This is a genomic window from Alienimonas californiensis, assembly GCF_007743815.1.
Classification (GTDB): domain Bacteria; phylum Planctomycetota; class Planctomycetia; order Planctomycetales; family Planctomycetaceae; genus Alienimonas; species Alienimonas californiensis.
Map to the genome: position 1 here is coordinate 4,592,715 of NZ_CP036265.1, position 18,675 is coordinate 4,611,389.

Below are 18,675 nucleotides of genomic sequence, written 5' to 3' on the forward strand. Positions count from 1 at the left end.
AATCGCCGCATGTCCCGCTCGATTGCGTCTCCGCCGCGTCTCCACCCCGTCGGTTCCGGCCGTCGCGTGTTGTGGGCGGCGACGATCGCGCTGCTGTGCGCCGGTCCCGCCTTTGCACAGCGGGGCGGTCCGGGCGGCGGTCGCGGTCCCGGCGGCCCGCCGGACCTGTTTGAAAACGAGGGCTTTCGGGAAGAAGTCGGGCTCTCGGCGGATCAGATCGAGAAGCTCCGCGAGCTGCGCGAGGCCTCCCGCGAGGGACTCGACCGGGAAAAGATCGGCGAGATGTTCCGCAACGCCACGACCGACGAGGAGCGGCAGAAGGTCCGCGAGCAGATGTCCGAACAGTTCCGAGCCGCGGAGGAGAAGTTCCAGGAGCAGTCCAAGGAGGTCTTCACTGACGAACAGCGGGAGCGGTACCAGCAGATTCAGGTCCGCCAGCGGGGCGTCTCCGGCGCGATCGAGAGCGACGACCTCGCCGCCGAACTCAAACTGACCGACGAGCAGCGCGACGCCATGCGGGAGATCCGCGACGCGGAGTTCGCCAAGCTGCGGGAGAGCGGCGACTGGGCGAAGTTCCGCGACCCGGAGTTCCGCCAGCAGTTGGAGGAAAAGATGCTGGAAAAGGTCTCCGACGAGCAGCGGAACGCCTACCAACAAAAGATCGGCCCGGCGCCCTCCTACGACCTGTTCAACCGCGGCGACCGTCGCGGCGCCGGCGGGCCGCAGACCGTGACCGGCCAAGAGTTCGGGGCACTGCGTGAGTTCGACACCGCCGTGCCGGAGGGCGCCACCGCCACCATCGACTTCGGTCGCGGCCGGCGGAGGGAAATGGACCAGACGGAGATCGAGGCCAGCGTCGAGACGGCCACCGCGATGTCGGATGTGGCCGAAGCCGCCGGCGCTGACGCGGTCGTTCCCGCGGCGGTCGCTGACGCGATCGAGGAGCCGACGGCCGCCGAGAACACCATGAGCTTCAACTTTCGCTACGCCCCTTGGGAGCCGGTGTTGCGGGAGTTCGCCCAGTTCGCCGGGCTGACGCTCGACCCCGGGCCGGTCCCGCCGGGCACCTTCAACTACTTCGACGACGGCGAATACACGCCGACCGAGGCGCTGGACATCCTCAACGGCTACCTGCTCCAGCGGGGCTACGTGCTGGTCCGCCGGGACCGGTTCCTGATCTGCGCCAACATCGACGAGGGCATCCCGCCGAACCTCGTGCCGGACGTGGCCCTGGAGGACCTGCCGGATCGGGGCGACAACGAACTGGTGCGCGTCGTGATCCCGCTGAAGGGGAGCGACTCCAAAACCGCCGTGCAGGAGATCGAGCCGTTCCTCGGCCCGCAGGGGACTGCGGCGTCGCTGACGGCGATGAACAGCGTCGTGGTGCGGGACATCGGCGGGAACGTCCGCCGGATCGCCGCCCTGCTGGGCCAACTCGGGCAGGAGATCGTGTTCGAACAGGTCCCCCTGAAACACTTGGACGCCTACGACGCCGCGATGGCCGTGCGGACGCAACTCGGGATGGAGAGCAGTAACAGCCGCGACCGCCGCGGCGGAAGCAGCAACGAGAACCAGGAAATCTCCGTCGCCGCCGACGAGCGGACGCAGACCCTGCTGATCACCGCCCGGCCGGAGAAGATCCTGCTGGTGAAGGAAATCCTCAAGGCGGTGGACGTCTCCGAGGACGCCGACGGCAACCCGATTGCCTACGCCTCCAGCCGGCCGGTGTTTCGCTCCTACCCCCTCCAATCCGCGGACCCGGACGACGTGCGGGACACGATCGTCAGCCTGTTCCCGGACGCGATGGTGAACGAGGACGACCGCGGCCGGGCCGTGCACATCAACGCAGCGCCGGGCCAGCAGGAACGGATCGCGGAGATCGTCCAGCAGATCGACGGCAACGTGCGGGCGGAGACGCAGTCGGTCGTCATTCCGCTCTCCCGGCTCGACCCGTTGAGCGTCACGCTGACCCTCAACAACATGTTCATCGCCGAGGGCGAGAAGGCCCCGGTCGTGGAACCGGACCCGCTCGGCCGGCGTTTGCTGGTGCGGGCGACGCCGGATCAGGTGTCGGAGATCAAAGGACTCCTCCTGCAACTGGGCGAGGACGGCACGGGCGCGCGGGCCGCGGGCGGTTCGCTGCGGACGATTTCGCTGGGCGGCCGCGACCCGGAGCGGATGGTCCCGCTGCTTCAGCAGATGTGGGAGATTCGCGATCCCACGCCGATTCGCATCGTCACGCCCTCGGCCCCCAACGCGGTCGAGCGTCGCGGCGCCCCCGCGTCCCGCACAGAGAAGCCGGTCCCGCAGGAAGAGGCCCGGCTGGACGATCCGTTCAGCGTCCTCGGCGGACCGAGTTTCTCCCTCCCGCAGGACGACCCGGCCGCCCCGCAGAGCGGAGACGCTGCCGCCCCCGCGTCGGAACCGGCGGCCCCGGCTCCGGCCACCCCGACTCCGGCGGCCGCTGAGTCGGGCGAAAGCCTCGAAGACGCCCTGAACGCGGCCGCGGGGAACGCCTCCGCCGACGTGCCGCCCGCCGACCCGAACGCCCCCGTGACGATGACGGTGCTGGACGGGCAGCTCGTGCTGTACTCGGAGGACGAGGAAAAATTAAACGAACTGGAGGACCTGGTCGCCCGGCTCGGGTCGCTGATCCCGCCGGACGACGGCTGGAACGTGTTCTACTTGGTAAACGCCGACGCCACGGCGACGGCGGAGACGCTGGAACAACTGATCCCCTCGGCGAGCGTCGCCGGCGTCGGCAGCGACGGCACGATGATGGGCACGATGGCCTCCGGCCTGTCCTCGTTCGGCGGCAGCCTGATGGACGTCGCCGGCGTCAGTTCGCTCGGCGGACCGACCAGCTTGAAGATCGTCCCGGACGTCCGCGCCAACGCCCTCTACGTGCAGGGCCCCCGGACCGGCGTGCGGCAGGTCGAGCAGTTACTGACCGTGCTGGACGCCGACAGCCGCCCGGATAACGCCCGAGAGCGCCTGCCCCGGACGATCCCCGTGCAATACGCGGACGTCAACGAGGTCGCTGAGATCGTCCGCGAGGTCTTTAAAGAGCAAACCTCCGAAGGAATGGCCGCCCAGATGGCCTCCCGCAGCCGCGGCGGCGGGAGCAGCCGCGGCGGCGGCGACAGCAACCCGCTCGCCATGCTCATGGGAGGGATGGCCGGGGGCGGGGACGCCGCCTCGGTCCAGCTTTCCATCGGCGTGGACACCCGCACGAGTCGCCTGGTCGTGTCCGCCCCGGAGAGCCTGTTCCAGCAGGTGGAGGACCTCGTCCAAGACTTAGACCTGGCCGCGAAGGACGCCGAACGCGGCGTGCAGTTCATGACGCTCCGCGACGCCGATCCGACCAGCGTCACCGCCGCCCTCAGTTCGATGATGCCCCGTGTCAGCGGCGGCGGCGGGTCGGTGGTGCGGTCTCCGCGGAGCACCGGCGGCGGCGGTTCGACGCCGTCCCCCCGCTCGGACGACAATGGCGGGGGCACCGACGCCGCCGCCCGTGCGTTGATGTTTCAACAGATGATGCAGAACCGCGGCGGCGGCGACGGCGGCCGCGGGGCATTCGGCGGACGCGGTGGCGGCGACGCGGGCGGCGGACGGGGCGACGCCGGCGGCGGTCGCGGCGATGCGGGCGGCGGCGGCCAGACCCGCGGCGGCCGCGGGGGGCGGTGAGATGGACCTTGGCGCCATGCTCGCCCGTCGCGGGCTCCTCACCTCCGACCAACTGGCAGCCGCCCGTGCGGGCCGGAATGGCCGACGGGTCGATCAGGCCGCGGTGGACCTCGGCATGCTCTCCGAACAGGCCGCGCTCGCGGCCATCGGGGACGAACTGGGTTATCCCTACGTCGATCTGAAGGATTTCGAGATCGAGGAGGGGCTGCTGGCGCGGTTCCCCGCCGCCCCGATCTTTCGCCACACGCTCCTCCCGCTGCACGAGCGGGACGGCCGGGTGGTCGTCGCCACCAGCGACCCGTTCGATCTGGAAGGGTTGGACGAACTCAGTTCGCTCTCCGGCCTCAGCCTGATCCCGGCGCTCTCCCGCCGGGACGACATCGCCGGGCTCATCAAGGCGCACCTCGGCGTCGGCGGCGACACCGTCAGCGCGCTGGTGGCCCGGCGGGAGGAGGAGGGCGTCGAACTGCTGGAGGAGTTGGGCGAGGACCTCGGCGAGGAGGCCGAGGAGGCCCAGGCCGCCAGCGTGATCAAGCTGGTCAACGAACTGCTGGTCGAGGCACTGAATAAAGGCGCCTCCGACATTCACGTCGAACCGGCGGAGCGGGGGCTGACGATCCGCTTCCGGGTGGACGGCGTGCTGCGCATCCAGCCGATGCCGCCGGAGATCGTGCACTTTCAGAACGCGATGATCACGCGTCTGAAAATCATGTCGCGGCTGAACATCGCGGAGAAACGGCGTCCGCAGGACGGCCGCATCCAGCTGCGGGTGAAGGGCCGGGAGATCGACGTTCGCGTCTCGATCATCCCCATGATTCACGGCGAGGGCATCGTCATGCGTCTGCTCGACAAGAGCCGCATGACGTTCAACCTCAAGAACGTCGGCATGCCGCCGAACGTCATCGAGCCGTTCCGCCTCGCCTGCACGCAGCCCAACGGCATCATCCTCGTCACCGGGCCGACCGGGTCCGGTAAGTCGTCGACGCTGTATTCGGCGTTGAACGAGATTAAATCCCCGGAGGTGAAGATCATCACCGTCGAGGACCCGGTCGAATATCAGTCCGACGGTATCAGCCAGATTCAGGTGCATTCCAAGGTCGGGCTGACCTTCGCCGCGGGGCTGCGTTCGATTCTGCGGCACGACCCGGACGTGGTGCTGATCGGCGAGATCCGCGACGGCGAAACCGCCCAGGCGGCGATTCAGGCGAGCCTCACCGGGCACCTCGTGTTCAGCACGTTGCACACGAACGACGCGCCAGGGTCGTTCACCCGCCTCATCGATATGGGCGTGGAAAGCTACCTCGTCGCCAGTACCGTCGAGGCGATCCTCGCCCAGCGGCTGGTCCGCAAACTCTGCGTGGACTGCAAGCGGGAGTACGACTTCAATCCCCGCGACATGCCCCCCGGCGTGAAGGGCGAACCGCCCGCGACGCTGTTCAAAGCGGTGGGCTGTCGGGCCTGCGGCGAGACCGGCTATCGCGGCCGGACGGGTATCTTCGAACTGCTGATCTCCGACGACGAACTCCGGCAGATGGTCGCGGAGAACGCCCCCTCGGACGCCATCCGCCGGCACGGCCGGTCGAAGGGCATGACGACCCTCCGCGACAGCGGTTGGCAACGCTGCCTCAGCGGCGAAACCAGCGTCGAAGAGATCGTCCGGGTCACCAAGGGAGACATGGATTGAGAAGCTTCAAAGTCCAAGAATTCAAGAACCAAGTGATGCCGCACAGGCGGTCCTTGATTCTTAATGTCTTGGTCATTGGAATTTGCCCGGAGGGCTTCCTTGCCTGACTTCGCCTACACCGCCCGGGACGCCTCCGGGGCGGCCCTGACCGGGACGATCTCCGCCGCGGGGGAGCGGGATGCGCTGACCACGCTGGCCGGGCGAGGGCTGTTCCCGCTGTCGGTCGAGCTGAACGACGCCGCCCGCACCAAGGCCAAGGCCGGGACGAAGCGGGTCGGCGGAAAGCACCTAGCCTCCTTTTATTCGCAACTGTCCGACCTGCTGAAGAGCGGCGTGCCGCTGCTGCGCAGCCTGGAACTGCTGGAGCGGAAAAGCACTGCCCCCGCGCTGCAAAGCGTGCTGGAGGACGTCCGCACGGAGGTCGCGGACGGCAACCGCCTCGCCGACGCCATGCGGCGCCATCCCAAGGCGTTCAGCGAGCTGGCCGTCAGCATGATCACCGCCGGGGAGGAGGGCGGGTTCCTCGAGGACGTGCTGAAGCGCATCGCCTCCTTTACGGAACACCAGCAGGAACTCCGCGGGCGGGTGGTCGGGGCGATGGTCTACCCGTTGTTCCTGCTGGTCATGGGCAGCGGCATCGTGATCGCCATGATCACGTTCTTCGTGCCCAACTTCGCCCCGATCTTCGAACGGATGGCCGAGAGCGGGGAACTGCCCGCGGCGACCAGTCTGCTGATGGCGGCCAGCGACATCCTGCGGAGCCAGTGGGCGATCGTGATCGCCGCCGCGGTCGCCGGCGGGCTCTACTTCCTCGTCCGCTACGTCCGCGAGACGGAGGAGGGCCGGCTCAAGTGGGACCAGGTGCGGCTGTTCGGCCTGAAAGTGGGGAAGAAGGAGGTCGGCTTCGGCCCCATCGCCCGCAATCTGGCGATCGCCCGGTTCTGCCGGATCCTCGGCACCCTGCTGAACAACGGGGTGCCCATCCTGCAGAGCCTGCGGATCGCCAAGGACGCCACCGGCAACCGGGTGCTGTCCGCGGCGATCGAGCAGGCCTCCGAGAGCATCACCGCCGGCCGCAGCATCGCCGGCCCGCTGGCCGCTTCGGGGCAGTTCCCGGAAGAGGTCACGGAGATGATCGCCGTCGGCGAGGAGGCGAACAATCTGGAGCAGGTCCTGATCGACATCGCCGACGCCACCGAGCGGAACACCGCCCGCCAGCTGGACCTGTTCGTCCGGCTGCTCGAACCCATCATGCTGACGGTCATGGCCGGGGCGATCCTGTTCCTGTGCATCGCCCTGATGCTGCCGATCCTCAAGAGCAGCGGCATCGCCTGACCCCCTCTCCAACCTTCCCGACAGGTCGGGGAGGATTGTCGCACCCCGGCGGTCCCCCGAAACCTGCGTCCCTCGCCGGGGTTTCGTCCAGAAGCCCCGCATTGTTTCCCGCTGAGCCCCCTCCCATGCGTTCGCCCGTCCGTTCTCGTTCCGCCGCCCGTCCCGTTCGTCGCCCCGTAGCGCCTCGCGGCGGCTTTACGCTGGTGGAAGTCCTGTTGGTGCTGGCGATCCTCGGGGTGATCGCCGCGCTGGTCGTGCCGAACCTGTTGGGTTCGCAGCAGAAGGCGAACATCAGCGCCACCCGGGTGGCCATCTCGAACTACGAGAGCGCCATCGAGCAGTACGCGATCGACCACAACGGTCGCCCGCCGCAGGGCTCCGCCCAAGAAGTGAATCAGATGCTGATGGCGCCGGAACCGATCGACGGCCGGCAAGTCGATCCGTACATCGACGAACAGCCCAAGGACGGTTGGGACGAGCCGCTGTTCTACCAGTTCCCCGCGTCGAACCAGACGATCAGCACCAAGCCGGACATCTGGAGCGCCGGCCCGAACGGCGTGAACGAAGACGGCAGCGGCGACGACGTCAACAACTGGTCCACCGTCGGCACGTGAGCCCGCCGTTCGCCCCCCGCCGTCGCCCCGAGCCGCCCCGCCCGCGTCCTTCCAAGTGGACGTCCCGCGGGTTCACCCTCGTGGAGATTCTGCTGGTCCTCACGGTGCTGGCCGTGCTGGCGGCGGTGGTGGCGCCCACGGCGTTGCGGTTCTTCGGCGACTACGCCCTCCGCTCCAGTGCCGAGGCCGTCCGCGGCGACCTCGCCCGGGCCCGCCTGGATGCGGTGCAGGAGGGCGTGCCCTACGAGTTTCGGGCTGAGGCGAACGGCCGCCGCTGGGTCGTCGTCCCGGCGGAACGTGAACAGGCCCCCGTCGCCTCCGCCGCGGCCCCTGTTCAAGTCGACTGGGTGCCCGTCCGCACCGGCACGCTGGCGGAGGGGGTGACGTTTCCCTCCACGGCCTCCCTCATGCCCACCGCCGGCCGTCCCGCCGCCAATTACTTTGAGGGGTTGCCCAACGCCGCGGAGTTGGGGATGGCCCAGTGGTCCGACCCGATCCGCTTCCTGCCGGACGGCACCGCGTCGGCTTCCTCGGTCACGCTGGCCGACGACATCGGCGGGCTGCGGGTCGTCGTCCGCAGCATGACCGGCGCCGCCTCGATCGAACCGGTCGAACGCCCGACCCTCCCCGGGATGCCGCCGCAATGACGCGACTTTCCAAGGGCCATGCTCTGACCGGTTCAGTGATACCAGCCCGACGTGCAAGCGTCGGCGGTGCGAATCGCCGCGCGCCTTCGCGATGGCCTACCGCCGGCTGCGCCGACCGCCGACGCTCGCGCGTCGGGCTGGTCTCGAAGTGCACGCCGCGGAGGGGCATCACCTTCTACGAGGTGTTCCTCGCGCTGATCCTGCTGGTCGGGTCGTTGGCGGTGCTGGGTCAGCACGTCTCCTTGGGCGTGCGGGCCGCGGACGAGGCCCGGTTGCGGACGAAGGCGGAGGAGTTCGCCACGACGAAAATGAACGAGGTCCTCGCCGGCATCGAGCCGTTGCAAACGGTAGGCGAAGCGCCGTTGCAGGGGGACGACGGGCTGTGGTCCTACTCGATGACGGTCGCCGCCGGCCCGGCGGAGGGGTTGCTGGACGTCTCGGTGACGGTGTTGCATGAGGGGTTGGGCGACGGGACGAACGAAGCGTTCCGCCTCCAGCAGTTCGTCCGCGACCCGGCGGTGTTGCTGGACGCCGAGGTCTCGGCCTCTTCGGGGGGGACGCTGTGAACCGCACGCCCCGCCGCCGGAGCGGCTTCACCCTCATCGAGGTTCTGCTGGCGATGGCCCTGCTGGTCGTCGTGCTGGCGGGGGTCTACGCGGGGCTGGAGACCTTCCGCCGCGTGACCACGATGGGCCGAGACGCCGCCACGGAGCAGCAGCTCGTCCGGGCGATCCGGTCCCGGCTGCTGACGGACGTGCGGAGCCTGCGGTTCGCCCCGCCGCGGGCCCTGCCGGACGAGACCTCCGCCGACGACTCCGGGGACGACCCCGCCGACCTGGCGTCCGCGGCCAGCAGCGCCTCGTCCTCCTCTTCCGGCGCCGAACCGACGGAGCCCGCGGAGGAGCTGTTTCCGGTGCCGCAGGTCGGGGTGACGGGGGACGCGGAAACGCTGACGCTGTACACGGCCCTGCCGCCGCGGGGCATTGCGGACGAGGTGACCACCGGCCCCGCGGCCCGCACCAGCGATCTGCGGACGGTGACCTGGTTCCTCGCGGGGCGGGGCGGGGCGGTCTCCTCCGGCGTGGCGGAGCGTGACGGCGAAGGGTTGGCCCGCTCCGAAGGCGACACCGCCGCCGTCGCCCTCGCGGAAGATACGGGCGATCTGCCCGGCCTCACCGACGCCGCCCGGCTGCTCGCCCCGGAGGTGACCGGGCTCTCCTTCCGCTACTTCGACGGGGCGGAGTGGGTAACCAGTTGGGATTCCTCCCTCACCGGCTCCCTGCCGCGGGCGATCGAGGTGACGCTCGAAATCGACCTCGACGGCGCCCCGAACCCCTACGCCACGGGGCAGGAACTGGGGAACCGCGGGCCGTCCGTGACCCGGCTGGTGATCTGCCCGCCGCTGAGCGAACCGAGCGCGGAGGCGCTGCTGTGACGCCCATTTCGAAGCTCCGCCGTCCCGCAATCGCCCGTCTCGGGCGGCGCCGCACGGGGTCCGTGTTGTTGGCGGTGTTGGTGCTCGTGTTGCTACTGACGTTCGGCGTGTACGGCTTCACGGAGCGCATGTTGGCGGAAAAGGCCGCGGCGAACGCCCACGGCATCTCCGCCCGCAGCCGGGCCTGCGCCGACAGCGGCGTCGCTTTGGCCCTGGCGCTGGTGGACGAGGGCACGGCGTTCCCCGCGGACCCGCCGCCGATCTACCACGAACCGGCGGCCCTCCGCGGCGTGCTGGTCTCCCCCTCCGACGACCCGCTGGGCAACGGCCGCTTCACGGTCTTCGCGCCGGTCGAAGGCGACCCGACCGGCACGCAACTGCGGTTCGGGTTGATCGACGAGTCCGGCAAGCTGGACGTCAACGGGCTGCTGAACCTCACCGTCCGCGATCAGGAACTGACCGAGAGCCAACAACGCGACCTGCTGATGGGCCTGCCGGGGATGACGGAGGCGATCGCCGACGCGATCTTCGACTTCATCGACGAGGACGACGACCTCCGCGAATTCGGGGCGGAATTCGAAGACTACGCCGCCCTGAATCCGCCCCGTTCGCCCCGCAACGGACCGATCGACAGCGTGGACGAGCTCCTGCTGGTGCAGGGCGTGACCCCGGCGCTGCTCTACGGCGAGGACGCCAACCGCAACGGGCTGCTGGACCCCGGCGAGAACGACGGCGAGGCCACCTATCCCCCAGACAACGGCGACGGGCTGCTGGACGTCGGCTGGACCGCCTACCTCACCGTGCACGGCGGGGAGCCGAACCTGAACGCCGACGGCGAGGAGAAGATCGACCTCAACGACGGCGTCCTCACCGATCTGTTCGACGCGCTGGAGGAAGCCTTCGATACGGAGACCGCCCAGTTCGTCGTCGCCTACCGCCTCGCCGGGCCGCTCGACCCGGAAAACAGCTCGGACAGCCTCGATCCGAACGCGGACGTGGACGCACTGCTGGAGGAGGGATTGGATGAGGAGGGCAACCCGACCGTGCCGACCGCCACCGAACAGGAGCAGGTCGACGCGATGGCCGGGGCCCTGGCCGGGCTGATCGGCGGGGCGGACGAGGAGGCGACCGTCACCCGGGCCGGCATGGACCTCTCCGGCGGGGCGACAGCGGATATCGGCAGCTTCTACGACCTGGTCGATCGGGATGTGGACGTCGAGGTCGACGGCGAACTGACGACGCTGATCAGCCCGTTCCAGTCCGGGGCGCTGCTCGACCAACTGCCGACGATCCTCCAGACCGTCACCACCTTCGACACAGAGATCATCCGCGGCCGGGTGAACGTGAATCAGGCCCGCGTCGGGGCGCTGCTGGGCGTGCCGGGGATGACGCAGGGGCTGGCGGAGTCGATTGACGCCGCCCGGATGATCGGCGCCGACGGCGAGGCCCGTCCGGACCTGCACGCCCAGCGGCTCACGCCGTTCTGGCTGTACACGGATGGCCTGGCGGACCTGCCGACGCTCCGTCGGCTCGACCCGTTCCTCACCGCCCGGGGCGGGTTCTTCCGGGTCCGGTCCATCGGCTACGTCGAGGGCGGGGGGCCGGCGGTGCGGGTGGAAGCGGTGATCGACGGCACGACCTCCCCCGCTCGGGTGGTGGAGATGCGCGACCTGTCCGACCTCGGCCGGGGCGTGCCCCGGGCGATGCTCGCCGCCCCCTGATCCCGCGGCGCCGCTCCTTGTCCAAGGCCGAAAGCGGCCGCACAGTTTTCCCGACCGCCCCGTTCGTCCCCGCCGGCGCCCCCGTTAGTTCCCCATGCCCGAAACCCTCGCCCTCGCCTGGCCCCGCTCCGCGGAGGACCCACTGCGCGGCGTCGTCGTCGACGGCGCCGGGAAGGTGGGCGCCGCGTTCGAGACAGCCGCCCCTGTCACCTCCGACGGGCTGAAGGCGGCGTTGGCGAAGGCGAAGGTGACGGCGAAACGCACCGTCGTCGCCGTCCCGCGATCTCGGGCGACGATCCGTCGGCTCGACCTGCCGGCCGTGCCCGACGACGATTTGCCGGATCTGGTCCGGATGCAGGCCGCGACCAAGAGCGCGGCGCCGCTGGATCAGCTGGCGTTCGATTTCCTCCCGGTGCCCGCCTCCAGCGGCGCCGCCGGTCGGGCCGCCCTGCTGGCGACGATCCCCGCCAAGTTGCTGGCGGAAATCTCGAAGACGACGGAGGCCGCCGGGCTCAACCTCGCCTCCGTGGGGCTGGCCCCGGTCGGGGCCGCCCGTCTGGTCTCGGGCCAGGCCCCCGGCGAAGGCACGACGCTGATCGTCAGCCGCGACGGGGAGTTCGTGGAGCTCACGCTGCTGGCGTTCGGGCCGGACGGTCCGCGGGTGACGAACTCGCACTCCGCCCATCCGGTGGGGCAGGACGAGGAGGAATGGGAACGCACGCTGCTGTCGGAGTGCAGCCGCGTCCTCATCTCCCACTCCTCCGATCTGGAAGACGGGCTGGCGACGGTGTGGGGGCTCGGCGCCGAGTCACACCGCTGGGCTCCGCGGCTTGCGGAGCGTCTCGGCGGCACGCCGCGTCCGGTAGAGGCTTGGAGCGAACTCGGCCTCAGCGGCCCGTCCTCCACCTCCGCCCCGGGATCGCTGGGCGGGGCGGTCGGACTGGCGACGGGGGACCAAGCGGTCCCGGCGTTGAACTTCCTCGCCCCCCGCCGCCGGCCCGAACCGGAGGACACCCGCCTGCGGACCGGCCTGCTGGCCGCGACGGCGCTGGCGATCGTCGTGGGCGGCGGTTGGTTCGTGCTCAGTCGGCAGAAAGCCAACTTGCAGGAGCAGATCGCCGTGCTGGAGACCCGGATCGCCTCGGACGAGAAGTTCGTGAAGCGGAACGAGCCTCTGCTCGTCGAAGACGCCGCACTCTCCCTCTGGGCCGCGGAGACGACCGACAGCCGCACCGAGCTCGCCCGCCTGGACGCCCTCCTGCCCGGCACCGACCGTTTGTTCCTGGAGTCGTTCCAACTCAGCCCGCCGACCTCCCGCAGCCGGGCGTCGATCCGGGCGGACGGATTTGCCGAGAGCACGAACCTGGTGCGGGAGGTCGAACGCGATCTCGCCGGCGCCGGCTACGTGGTGCGGCCGACGCAAACCGCACGCGTGACCGGCCGCGAAGGCTACCCGGTGCGGTTCTCCCTCACCGCCGAACTGCCCCCCGAGCCGGCCCCGTCCGCATCCGCCCCGACAGAAACCGCCGCCGCGAATGCCGGGGGGGCCTCCTTATGAAACGCAACGAAAAGATTCTCGCCGGCGTGCTCGGCCTGTTTCTGGTCGGCTACCTGATGCGCGGCCCAATCGTGGCCATGACGACTGGGCCGATCGACGAACTGCAATCGACGCTCGACGGCCGTTTGGAGCGGTCGGGGACGCTGTCGAACCGCAAGGCGACCATTGGCGCCGCCTCCCTCCGCGTGAACGACGCCCGCAGCCAGAGCCTGCCGGCGGACGTGAGCTACGCGGAACGGCTCTATCCGCAATGGTTGCAGGATCTGGCGACCATCAGCGGCTGGGAGGAGGTGCGGACCGAACTGCGGCCCGTGCAGGCCCGCCGCGACGAACAGTTCCGCCCCGTGCGGGTCGAACTGCGGGGGTTGGCCACGCTGGCGGAACTCGACCTGTTCCTGCGGCGCTTCCGCCGCACCGATCTGCTGCACCGCATCAACTCCTCCAAGGTGGCGAGCCCGTCCGAGGTGGGCGACGCGCCGCTGGACGTGCTGATCGAGGCGGAGGCCCTCTCCCTGCCGACGGCCGCCCAGCGGGAGGAGATCTTCCCGTTCGCCCGACTCACCGCCGATCTTTCGGCCGACGACGAAGCGGCGGAGGTGACCGTCCCGGCCGGCCTCAGCGGGGCGTTCCCCGAGGAGCCCGGCTTCACGGTCCGGGCGGGCACGGAGTTTCTCACGGTCGCCGACGTGCAACCGCTGGGCGAAGAGGCCGGCGAGGAGGGCGCCGCGGTGCGGTGGACGCTCCGTCGCGGCGCCGAGGGCACGCAGCCCGCCGATCTGTCGGCGGGCACGTTCCTGCAACTCTGGCCGCACGCGCCGCCCGCCGAAAACGCCCCGGCGTTCAGCGAGACCGGCCCCTTCCGCAAACCCCGCTCCTACGCTCCCGAGTTGAAGCTTGACGGGTCGCCGCGGCTGGTGCGCGGTGAGTCGTTCTCCCTGACGGCCTCCACGGTCGATTACGACCCCCGCGGCGGGGAGCCGACGCTCTCCGCGACCGGGCTGCCGGAGGGGGCGACGTTCGATCCGGCCACCGGCAAACTCTCCTGGGACCCGCCGGCCGACCTGCCCGCCGGGGAGTATGAGGTGGAGATCGCCGCCGCGGTGCCGCGGCCGGACAAGCGGGTGACCGGCTCCGTCCTGCTGACGCTCGTGGACCGCAACACGCCGCCGACAGTCTCCAGCGTGGAGCCGAAGACGGTCAACGCCGGGGACGTGCTGCTGTTCGAGACGGAGGCGAACGACGCGGAGGACGGCGACGAGGTGGACTTCAGCCTGGTCGATCCGCCGGAGGGGGCGTTCATCGATTCCTTCTTCGGTCTGGTCCGCTGGGAAGTGCCCGCGGATCTGGCCCCCGGCGAAATGACGTTGACCGTCCGGGCGACGGACCAGGGCTCCCCGCCGCTCAGCGGCGAGACCCGCGTGCGGGTGACCGTGACGGAGGATCTGCGGCCCTACGTGAAGTTCGTCGGCCGCGTGACCCGCAACGGCGAACCCGTCGCCACGCTGTTCAATCAGGCCGAGAACCAGATCACCCGGCTCGAGCCCGGCGATGACTTCGCTCTGGCGGGCATCGAGGGCCGGATCGTGGAGATCGGCCGCGACTCGCTGGAATACCGGCGCAACGGCCGCCGCTACCGGCTGCCGCTCGGCGCCTCGCTGGCCGACGCGGTCGACCGCGGGGCGATCGACCCGCCCCCGGCCTCCGCAGAACCCGCCGCTGACCCGGCGACCGATCCGGCTGCCGGACCCGCCGCTGATCCGGCGGCGGAGACCGAGGGCGAATCCGACGACGCCGTCGCCGAATCCGGCGGCCCGGCGCCAGCGGAACCGTCTGAAGATGCCTCGCCCGACGGAGTCGGAGACGCAGAAACCGTCGCAGACGACGAATCCGACTAATCGGGCCGCGTCGAGTTTGCCGATAGCGCCGATGCGGCCGGATTTGCCGGTTGTCCGGAAGACGTTGCGCGACGCCCGTCGCCGCGGCTCTCCCCCCCACCTTTCGCCGACCGTGGACGTTCGCCGATGGACCGGCCCGCTCCCCTCTCCCGCTGCCGCCTCGCCCTGTGGGCGACGGCCGTCCTGTTGACGGCGGGCGCCGGGCCGCTGCGCGCGGACGACCCGGCCCCCGCGGCGGACCGTCCGGCCGCCGCGAAGGCCGCCGTGACGATGCGGCACTTCAACTCCCCGTGGCCGGTCGTGCTGCAGAAGCTCGCGGAAGAGAGCGGCTCGAACCTGGTGATGAAGGACGTCCCGCCGGGCCGGTTCAGCCGGTTCGACCGCGGCGCCTATACCCGCGACGAAGCGGTGAAGATGCTGAACCAGCGGCTGGAGCCGGACGGCTTCCGCATCCTGGAGCAGGGCAAGAACCTGATCGTGATCAGCGATCGCAGCGTGCGGCAGGACTACCGCCGCCCGACCGCCCCCGGCGCCGAGGGGCGTCCGCTGCACGATCCGATGACTGCTCAGACGCCGCTGCCGGAACCGGCGGAACGGCGCCGGGACTTCTCCTCCGTCATCCCGCACCGCGACGGCGAAGTGCGTCCCGCCGGTCGCACGGCCCGCGAGGCCGCGGCCGAATACGCCGCCGAACAGGTGCAGAACGCGGCCCACGAAGAACCGATGGAACCGGGCGCCGCCCCGGTGTTCGACCTGACCGCCGGCGAAGTTGCCGCCGCGGCCGACGCCGCGGCGCCGGTCACCGTCACCGTGCGGGTCAGCCGCGGCAATGCGAAAGCGGTGGCCCGCGCGCTGATGCTGGCCGTCGGCGATCACGCCAAGCTGATCGACCGCGGCCCCGGGGGCCACCCCGCCTTCGCCGCCTACCGCCCCCAGGAAGACGGCGCCCCGAATCTGACCGGCACGCCCGTCTACAGCGTCGGGATGGACGAGACGAAGGACGAGTTGATCGTGACCGCCCCCGGCGCCCGGGCGGAGCAGATCGCGTCCGTCCTGACCGCGATCGATCGCGGGCCGAAGGACGGGCAGGGGATGACGGTCGTCGCCGGCGGGCCGGAGACGGTCGCCGTCAGCCGCCAGCTGCGGCCGGTCCTCGCCACGCTCGCCCGGTTCCGGCGTCAGGAGGGGCAGGCCCCGGACGCCGCCGCTCCCGCCGGGAATGCCGCCGCCGCCCAGCCGCCCGCGAACCCGGGGGACGCCGCCCCGCCCGCCGGCGCCGGTCCGGGGGTCGCCGATACCGGCGAACTGCAACGGATCCTCGACAACGTCCGCAGCGACGTGCAGGTGGAGGAATTCGGCAATACCGGCGTGCTGATCATCCGCGGCAACCGGGACGACGTGGCCGCGGTCGCGCGGGTCATCAATCAGCTCGAACAGCTCTCCGCCGGCCTTCAGCCGCAAATCCAACTGCTCTTCCTCCGTCACGTCGACAGCGTGCCGCTGTCGGCCCTGCTGACCGAGGTGTACGGCGAACTGGCCCGCCTGCGCAACCGCGGCGAAGAGGCCCCGACCCGCGTCACGATCCTGCCGGTCGGCAAGCCGAACGCCGTCATCGTGATCGCCTCGGAGCCGGACCTCGAAGCCGTCGAGGCCCTCGCCACGCAACTCGACCAGCCGGTGCCCGCCGGGACGCAGCTGGAGGTTTTCCGCCTTCAACACGCCCTCGCTCCGCAGGTCGCCGAGGCCATCGAAGCGTTCTACGCGGAGCGTGAGGGCCTGTTCCCACAGGTCCGCCTGTTTGCGGACGTGCGGACGAACAGCCTCGTGGTCAACGCCGAGCCGAACGGTCTGGCGGAGGTCCGCAAGCTGGTGCGGGACCTGGACCGCGGCGAAAGCGGGCTGGTCAGCCGAATGGAGATCGTCGCTTTGGAGTTCGCCACCGCCGAGGCGCTGGCGGACACGATCAATCTGGCGATTCGGGCCGTCATCAACCCGGCGCAGGCCCAACAGGGCGCCGGGCTGGGCGGCGGGGCCGCCGGCGGCGGGGCGGACGCGCAGGCCCTGCAGGCCGCCCGCAGCGTGATCGTGGAGTACGTCACCGCGACCGGCGAGGTCGGCCGCAGCGGACTGCTGGCGGACGTCACCGTCGCGCCCGATCCGACCGGCAACCGGCTGATCCTGACGGCACCGGAGAAAACGATGCCGCTGCTGATCGCGCTCGTCGCCGCGTTGGACGCCCCCAGCGGCGCCCGGGCGGACGTGAAGGTGTTCACCCTGGAAAATGCCGACGCCGAGACCGCCGTCGAGATCCTCCGCGAACTGTTCGACGCCTCCGCAACCGGCGGCGGCGCCGGCACGGACGCTCCGGCCGGGGTCACGCTGGAAGGCACGACGGACGCCGGCTCCGCCCTGGTGCCGCTGCGATTCAGCGCCGACAACCGCACCCAGACGGTGCTGGCGATCGGCGGGACCGACGCCCTGGCCATCGTCGAAGCCGTCCTGCTGCGGCTGGACAGCGAGAACCGCAACCGGCAGCGGTTCTTCAGCGTCAAGCTGCTCAACACCCCCGCGATCGGCGTCGCCCAAGCCCTGTCGGACCTGATCGTCGGTCGGCGGACGCTGCTCACGCAGGTGCCCGGCTTCCTGGCCCAGGGCGAACTGATCGAGCGGGACACCGTCATCATCCCGGAGACCTCCTCCAACCGTCTGCTGATCTTCGCCTCCGACCGCAGCCGCGAGGAAATCCTGCGGCTCATCAAGGAGATCGACGAGGCCCCCCCGCAGGTCGCCATCCAGGTGCTGCTGGTCGAGGTGGACCTGCAAAATACCGACGAGTTCGGCGTCGAACTGGGCTTCCAGGACAGCGTGCTGTTCGACCGCGGCATCACCGCCGCCGAGGACCTGCTGACCGTCGCGGACACCATCACCTCCCCGAACGGCGTGCAGACCACCACGGAACGGGTCATCTCCCAGAGCACCACGCCGGGCTTCAACTTCAACAACACCGCGGTCCCCCTCGGCAACAACGTCGCCGCCAACCCGGCCAGCACGGGCATTCAGGGGCTGAACAACTTCGGCTTCGGCCGGGCGAACGCGGAACTGGGCTTCGGCGGCTTCGTGCTGAGCGCCTCCAGCGCGAACGTTTCCGTGCTGCTGCGGGCCCTCGCGGCCAAGCGGTCGGTGCACGTGCTGTCCCGCCCGCAGGTGACCGTGCTGGATCAGCAACTCGCCCGCATCCAGGTCGGGCAGGAGGTTCCCGTGGTGGACGGCGTGAGCATCACGGCGAACTCCACGATCCCCACCGTCACCCGGCAGCAGAGCGGCCTGATCCTGCAGGTCACGCCCCGCATCAGCCCGGACGGCACCGTGTTCATGCAGATCGGCGTCGAGCGGAGCAACTTCGACCTCGCCGGCGTGCCCATCTTCACCGACGTGGCGACCGGGGCGGTGATTACCTCCCCGATCAAGAACGTGACGATCACGGACACGTTCGCCTCCGTGCCCAACGGCCAGACGGTGGTGATCGGCGGGATCATCGTGGACTCCGAGGCCGTCGACGAGCGGAAGGTGCCCTACCTGGGCGACATCCCGTTCCTCGGTCAGTTGTTCCGCACCGACAGCACGGTGACGTCCCGCAGCGAGCTGCTGGTCTTCCTGACGCCGCGGATCATCTACACCGACGCCGACTTCGAACTGCACAAGCAGGTCGAGACGGACCGGCTGCACTTCCTGGAGCACGAGGCCGAAGCGATCCACGGCCCGCTGTTCGGCGTGGCGCCCTCGCCGGGGCAGGGCGGCTACCACCCGGGTCTGTTCGGCCCGCCGCTGGACCTGCCGCCCGGCGCCGCCTTCGAGGGCGGAGCGATCGTCCCGCCCTCCGCGATTCGTCGCCCGAGCCTGCCGGCGCCGTCGCCGGGCGGCCTCGACGGGGAGTTCTGCCCGGTGCCGACGATGCCGGGCGCCCCGCACGGGCCGGAGCCGGCTCCGCCGGCGGCGTACGACCCCTTCATGCCCTGAACCGCATGTCCTGCCGTCGTCCTGCCCTGAACCGCCGAGGGACCTGACCGGTCCCGTGGCGGGGGCTCTCCGCAGCCCTCGC

At 70.5% G+C, this 18,675-nt stretch carries 11 protein-coding genes; all 11 read left to right on the forward strand.

Annotation, left to right across the window (positions count from 1 at the left end):
• Positions 1 to 9 precede the first annotated feature (9 nt).
• The 11 genes from CA12_RS23050 to CA12_RS18295 all read left to right on the forward strand — a co-directional run bounded on the left by CA12_RS23050 (position 10) and on the right by CA12_RS18295 (position 18,593).
• Positions 10 to 3,687: a secretin N-terminal domain-containing protein gene (locus CA12_RS23050; RefSeq protein ID WP_145360417.1), complete on the forward strand. Its 3,678-nt coding sequence runs from the start codon at positions 10 to 12 to the stop codon at positions 3,685 to 3,687.
• 1 nt (position 3,688) lies between these two features.
• Positions 3,689 to 5,371: a GspE/PulE family protein gene (locus CA12_RS18255; protein ID WP_145360418.1), complete on the forward strand. Its 1,683-nt coding sequence runs from the start codon at positions 3,689 to 3,691 to the stop codon at positions 5,369 to 5,371.
• A gap of 99 nt (positions 5,372 to 5,470) precedes the next feature.
• Positions 5,471 to 6,706 carry a type II secretion system F family protein gene (locus CA12_RS18260; RefSeq protein WP_145360419.1) on the forward strand — a complete coding sequence of 412 codons (1,236 nt, stop codon included), beginning with the start codon at positions 5,471 to 5,473 and terminating at the stop codon, positions 6,704 to 6,706.
• 203 nt (positions 6,707 to 6,909) lie between these two features.
• Positions 6,910 to 7,320 carry a type II secretion system protein GspG gene (locus tag CA12_RS18265; protein WP_242688019.1) on the forward strand — a complete coding sequence of 137 codons (411 nt, stop codon included), beginning with the start codon at positions 6,910 to 6,912 and terminating at the stop codon, positions 7,318 to 7,320.
• Positions 7,317 to 7,967: a GspH/FimT family pseudopilin gene (locus tag CA12_RS18270; protein ID WP_165700849.1), complete on the forward strand. Its 651-nt coding sequence runs from the start codon at positions 7,317 to 7,319 to the stop codon at positions 7,965 to 7,967. The genes CA12_RS18265 and CA12_RS18270 overlap by 4 nt, the downstream gene beginning before the upstream one ends.
• Before the next feature lie 182 nt (positions 7,968 to 8,149).
• A complete protein-coding gene (locus CA12_RS18275; protein WP_145360424.1) occupies positions 8,150 to 8,533 on the forward strand; it encodes a hypothetical protein in 384 nt (127 codons plus the stop codon).
• Positions 8,530 to 9,402 carry a prepilin-type N-terminal cleavage/methylation domain-containing protein gene (locus CA12_RS18280; protein WP_145360426.1) on the forward strand — a complete coding sequence of 291 codons (873 nt, stop codon included), beginning with the start codon at positions 8,530 to 8,532 and terminating at the stop codon, positions 9,400 to 9,402. The genes CA12_RS18275 and CA12_RS18280 overlap by 4 nt, the downstream gene beginning before the upstream one ends.
• Positions 9,399 to 11,123 carry a type II secretion system protein GspK gene (locus CA12_RS18285; RefSeq protein WP_145360428.1) on the forward strand — a complete coding sequence of 575 codons (1,725 nt, stop codon included), beginning with the start codon at positions 9,399 to 9,401 and terminating at the stop codon, positions 11,121 to 11,123. Before CA12_RS18280 ends, CA12_RS18285 begins: the two co-directional genes overlap by 4 nt.
• Before the next feature lie 94 nt (positions 11,124 to 11,217).
• Positions 11,218 to 12,681 (forward strand): type IV pilus biogenesis protein PilM, encoded by a 1,464-nt coding sequence (locus CA12_RS22235; RefSeq protein WP_165700850.1) that lies wholly within the window; start codon positions 11,218 to 11,220, stop codon positions 12,679 to 12,681.
• Entirely contained in the window at positions 12,678 to 14,576 is a 1,899-nt protein-coding gene (locus CA12_RS18290; protein ID WP_165700851.1) for a putative Ig domain-containing protein, read from the forward strand. The genes CA12_RS22235 and CA12_RS18290 overlap by 4 nt, the downstream gene beginning before the upstream one ends.
• Positions 14,577 to 14,702: 126 nt before the next feature.
• Positions 14,703 to 18,593: a secretin N-terminal domain-containing protein gene (locus tag CA12_RS18295; RefSeq protein WP_145360432.1), complete on the forward strand. Its 3,891-nt coding sequence runs from the start codon at positions 14,703 to 14,705 to the stop codon at positions 18,591 to 18,593.
• Positions 18,594 to 18,675: the final 82 nt, after the last annotated feature.

What these genes read in the sequence shown, in the direction of transcription:
- CA12_RS18290 (WP_165700851.1), top strand. Translation starts at nt 12,678, where the DNA reads ATGAAACGCAACGAAAAGATTCTCGCCGGCGTGCTCGGCCTGTTTCTG.
- CA12_RS22235 (WP_165700850.1), top strand. Translation starts at nt 11,218, where the DNA reads ATGCCCGAAACCCTCGCCCTCGCCTGGCCCCGCTCCGCGGAGGACCCA.
- CA12_RS23050 (WP_145360417.1), top strand. Translation starts at nt 10, where the DNA reads ATGTCCCGCTCGATTGCGTCTCCGCCGCGTCTCCACCCCGTCGGTTCC.
- CA12_RS18255 (WP_145360418.1), top strand. Translation starts at nt 3,689, where the DNA reads ATGGACCTTGGCGCCATGCTCGCCCGTCGCGGGCTCCTCACCTCCGAC.
- CA12_RS18295 (WP_145360432.1), top strand. Translation starts at nt 14,703, where the DNA reads ATGGACCGGCCCGCTCCCCTCTCCCGCTGCCGCCTCGCCCTGTGGGCG.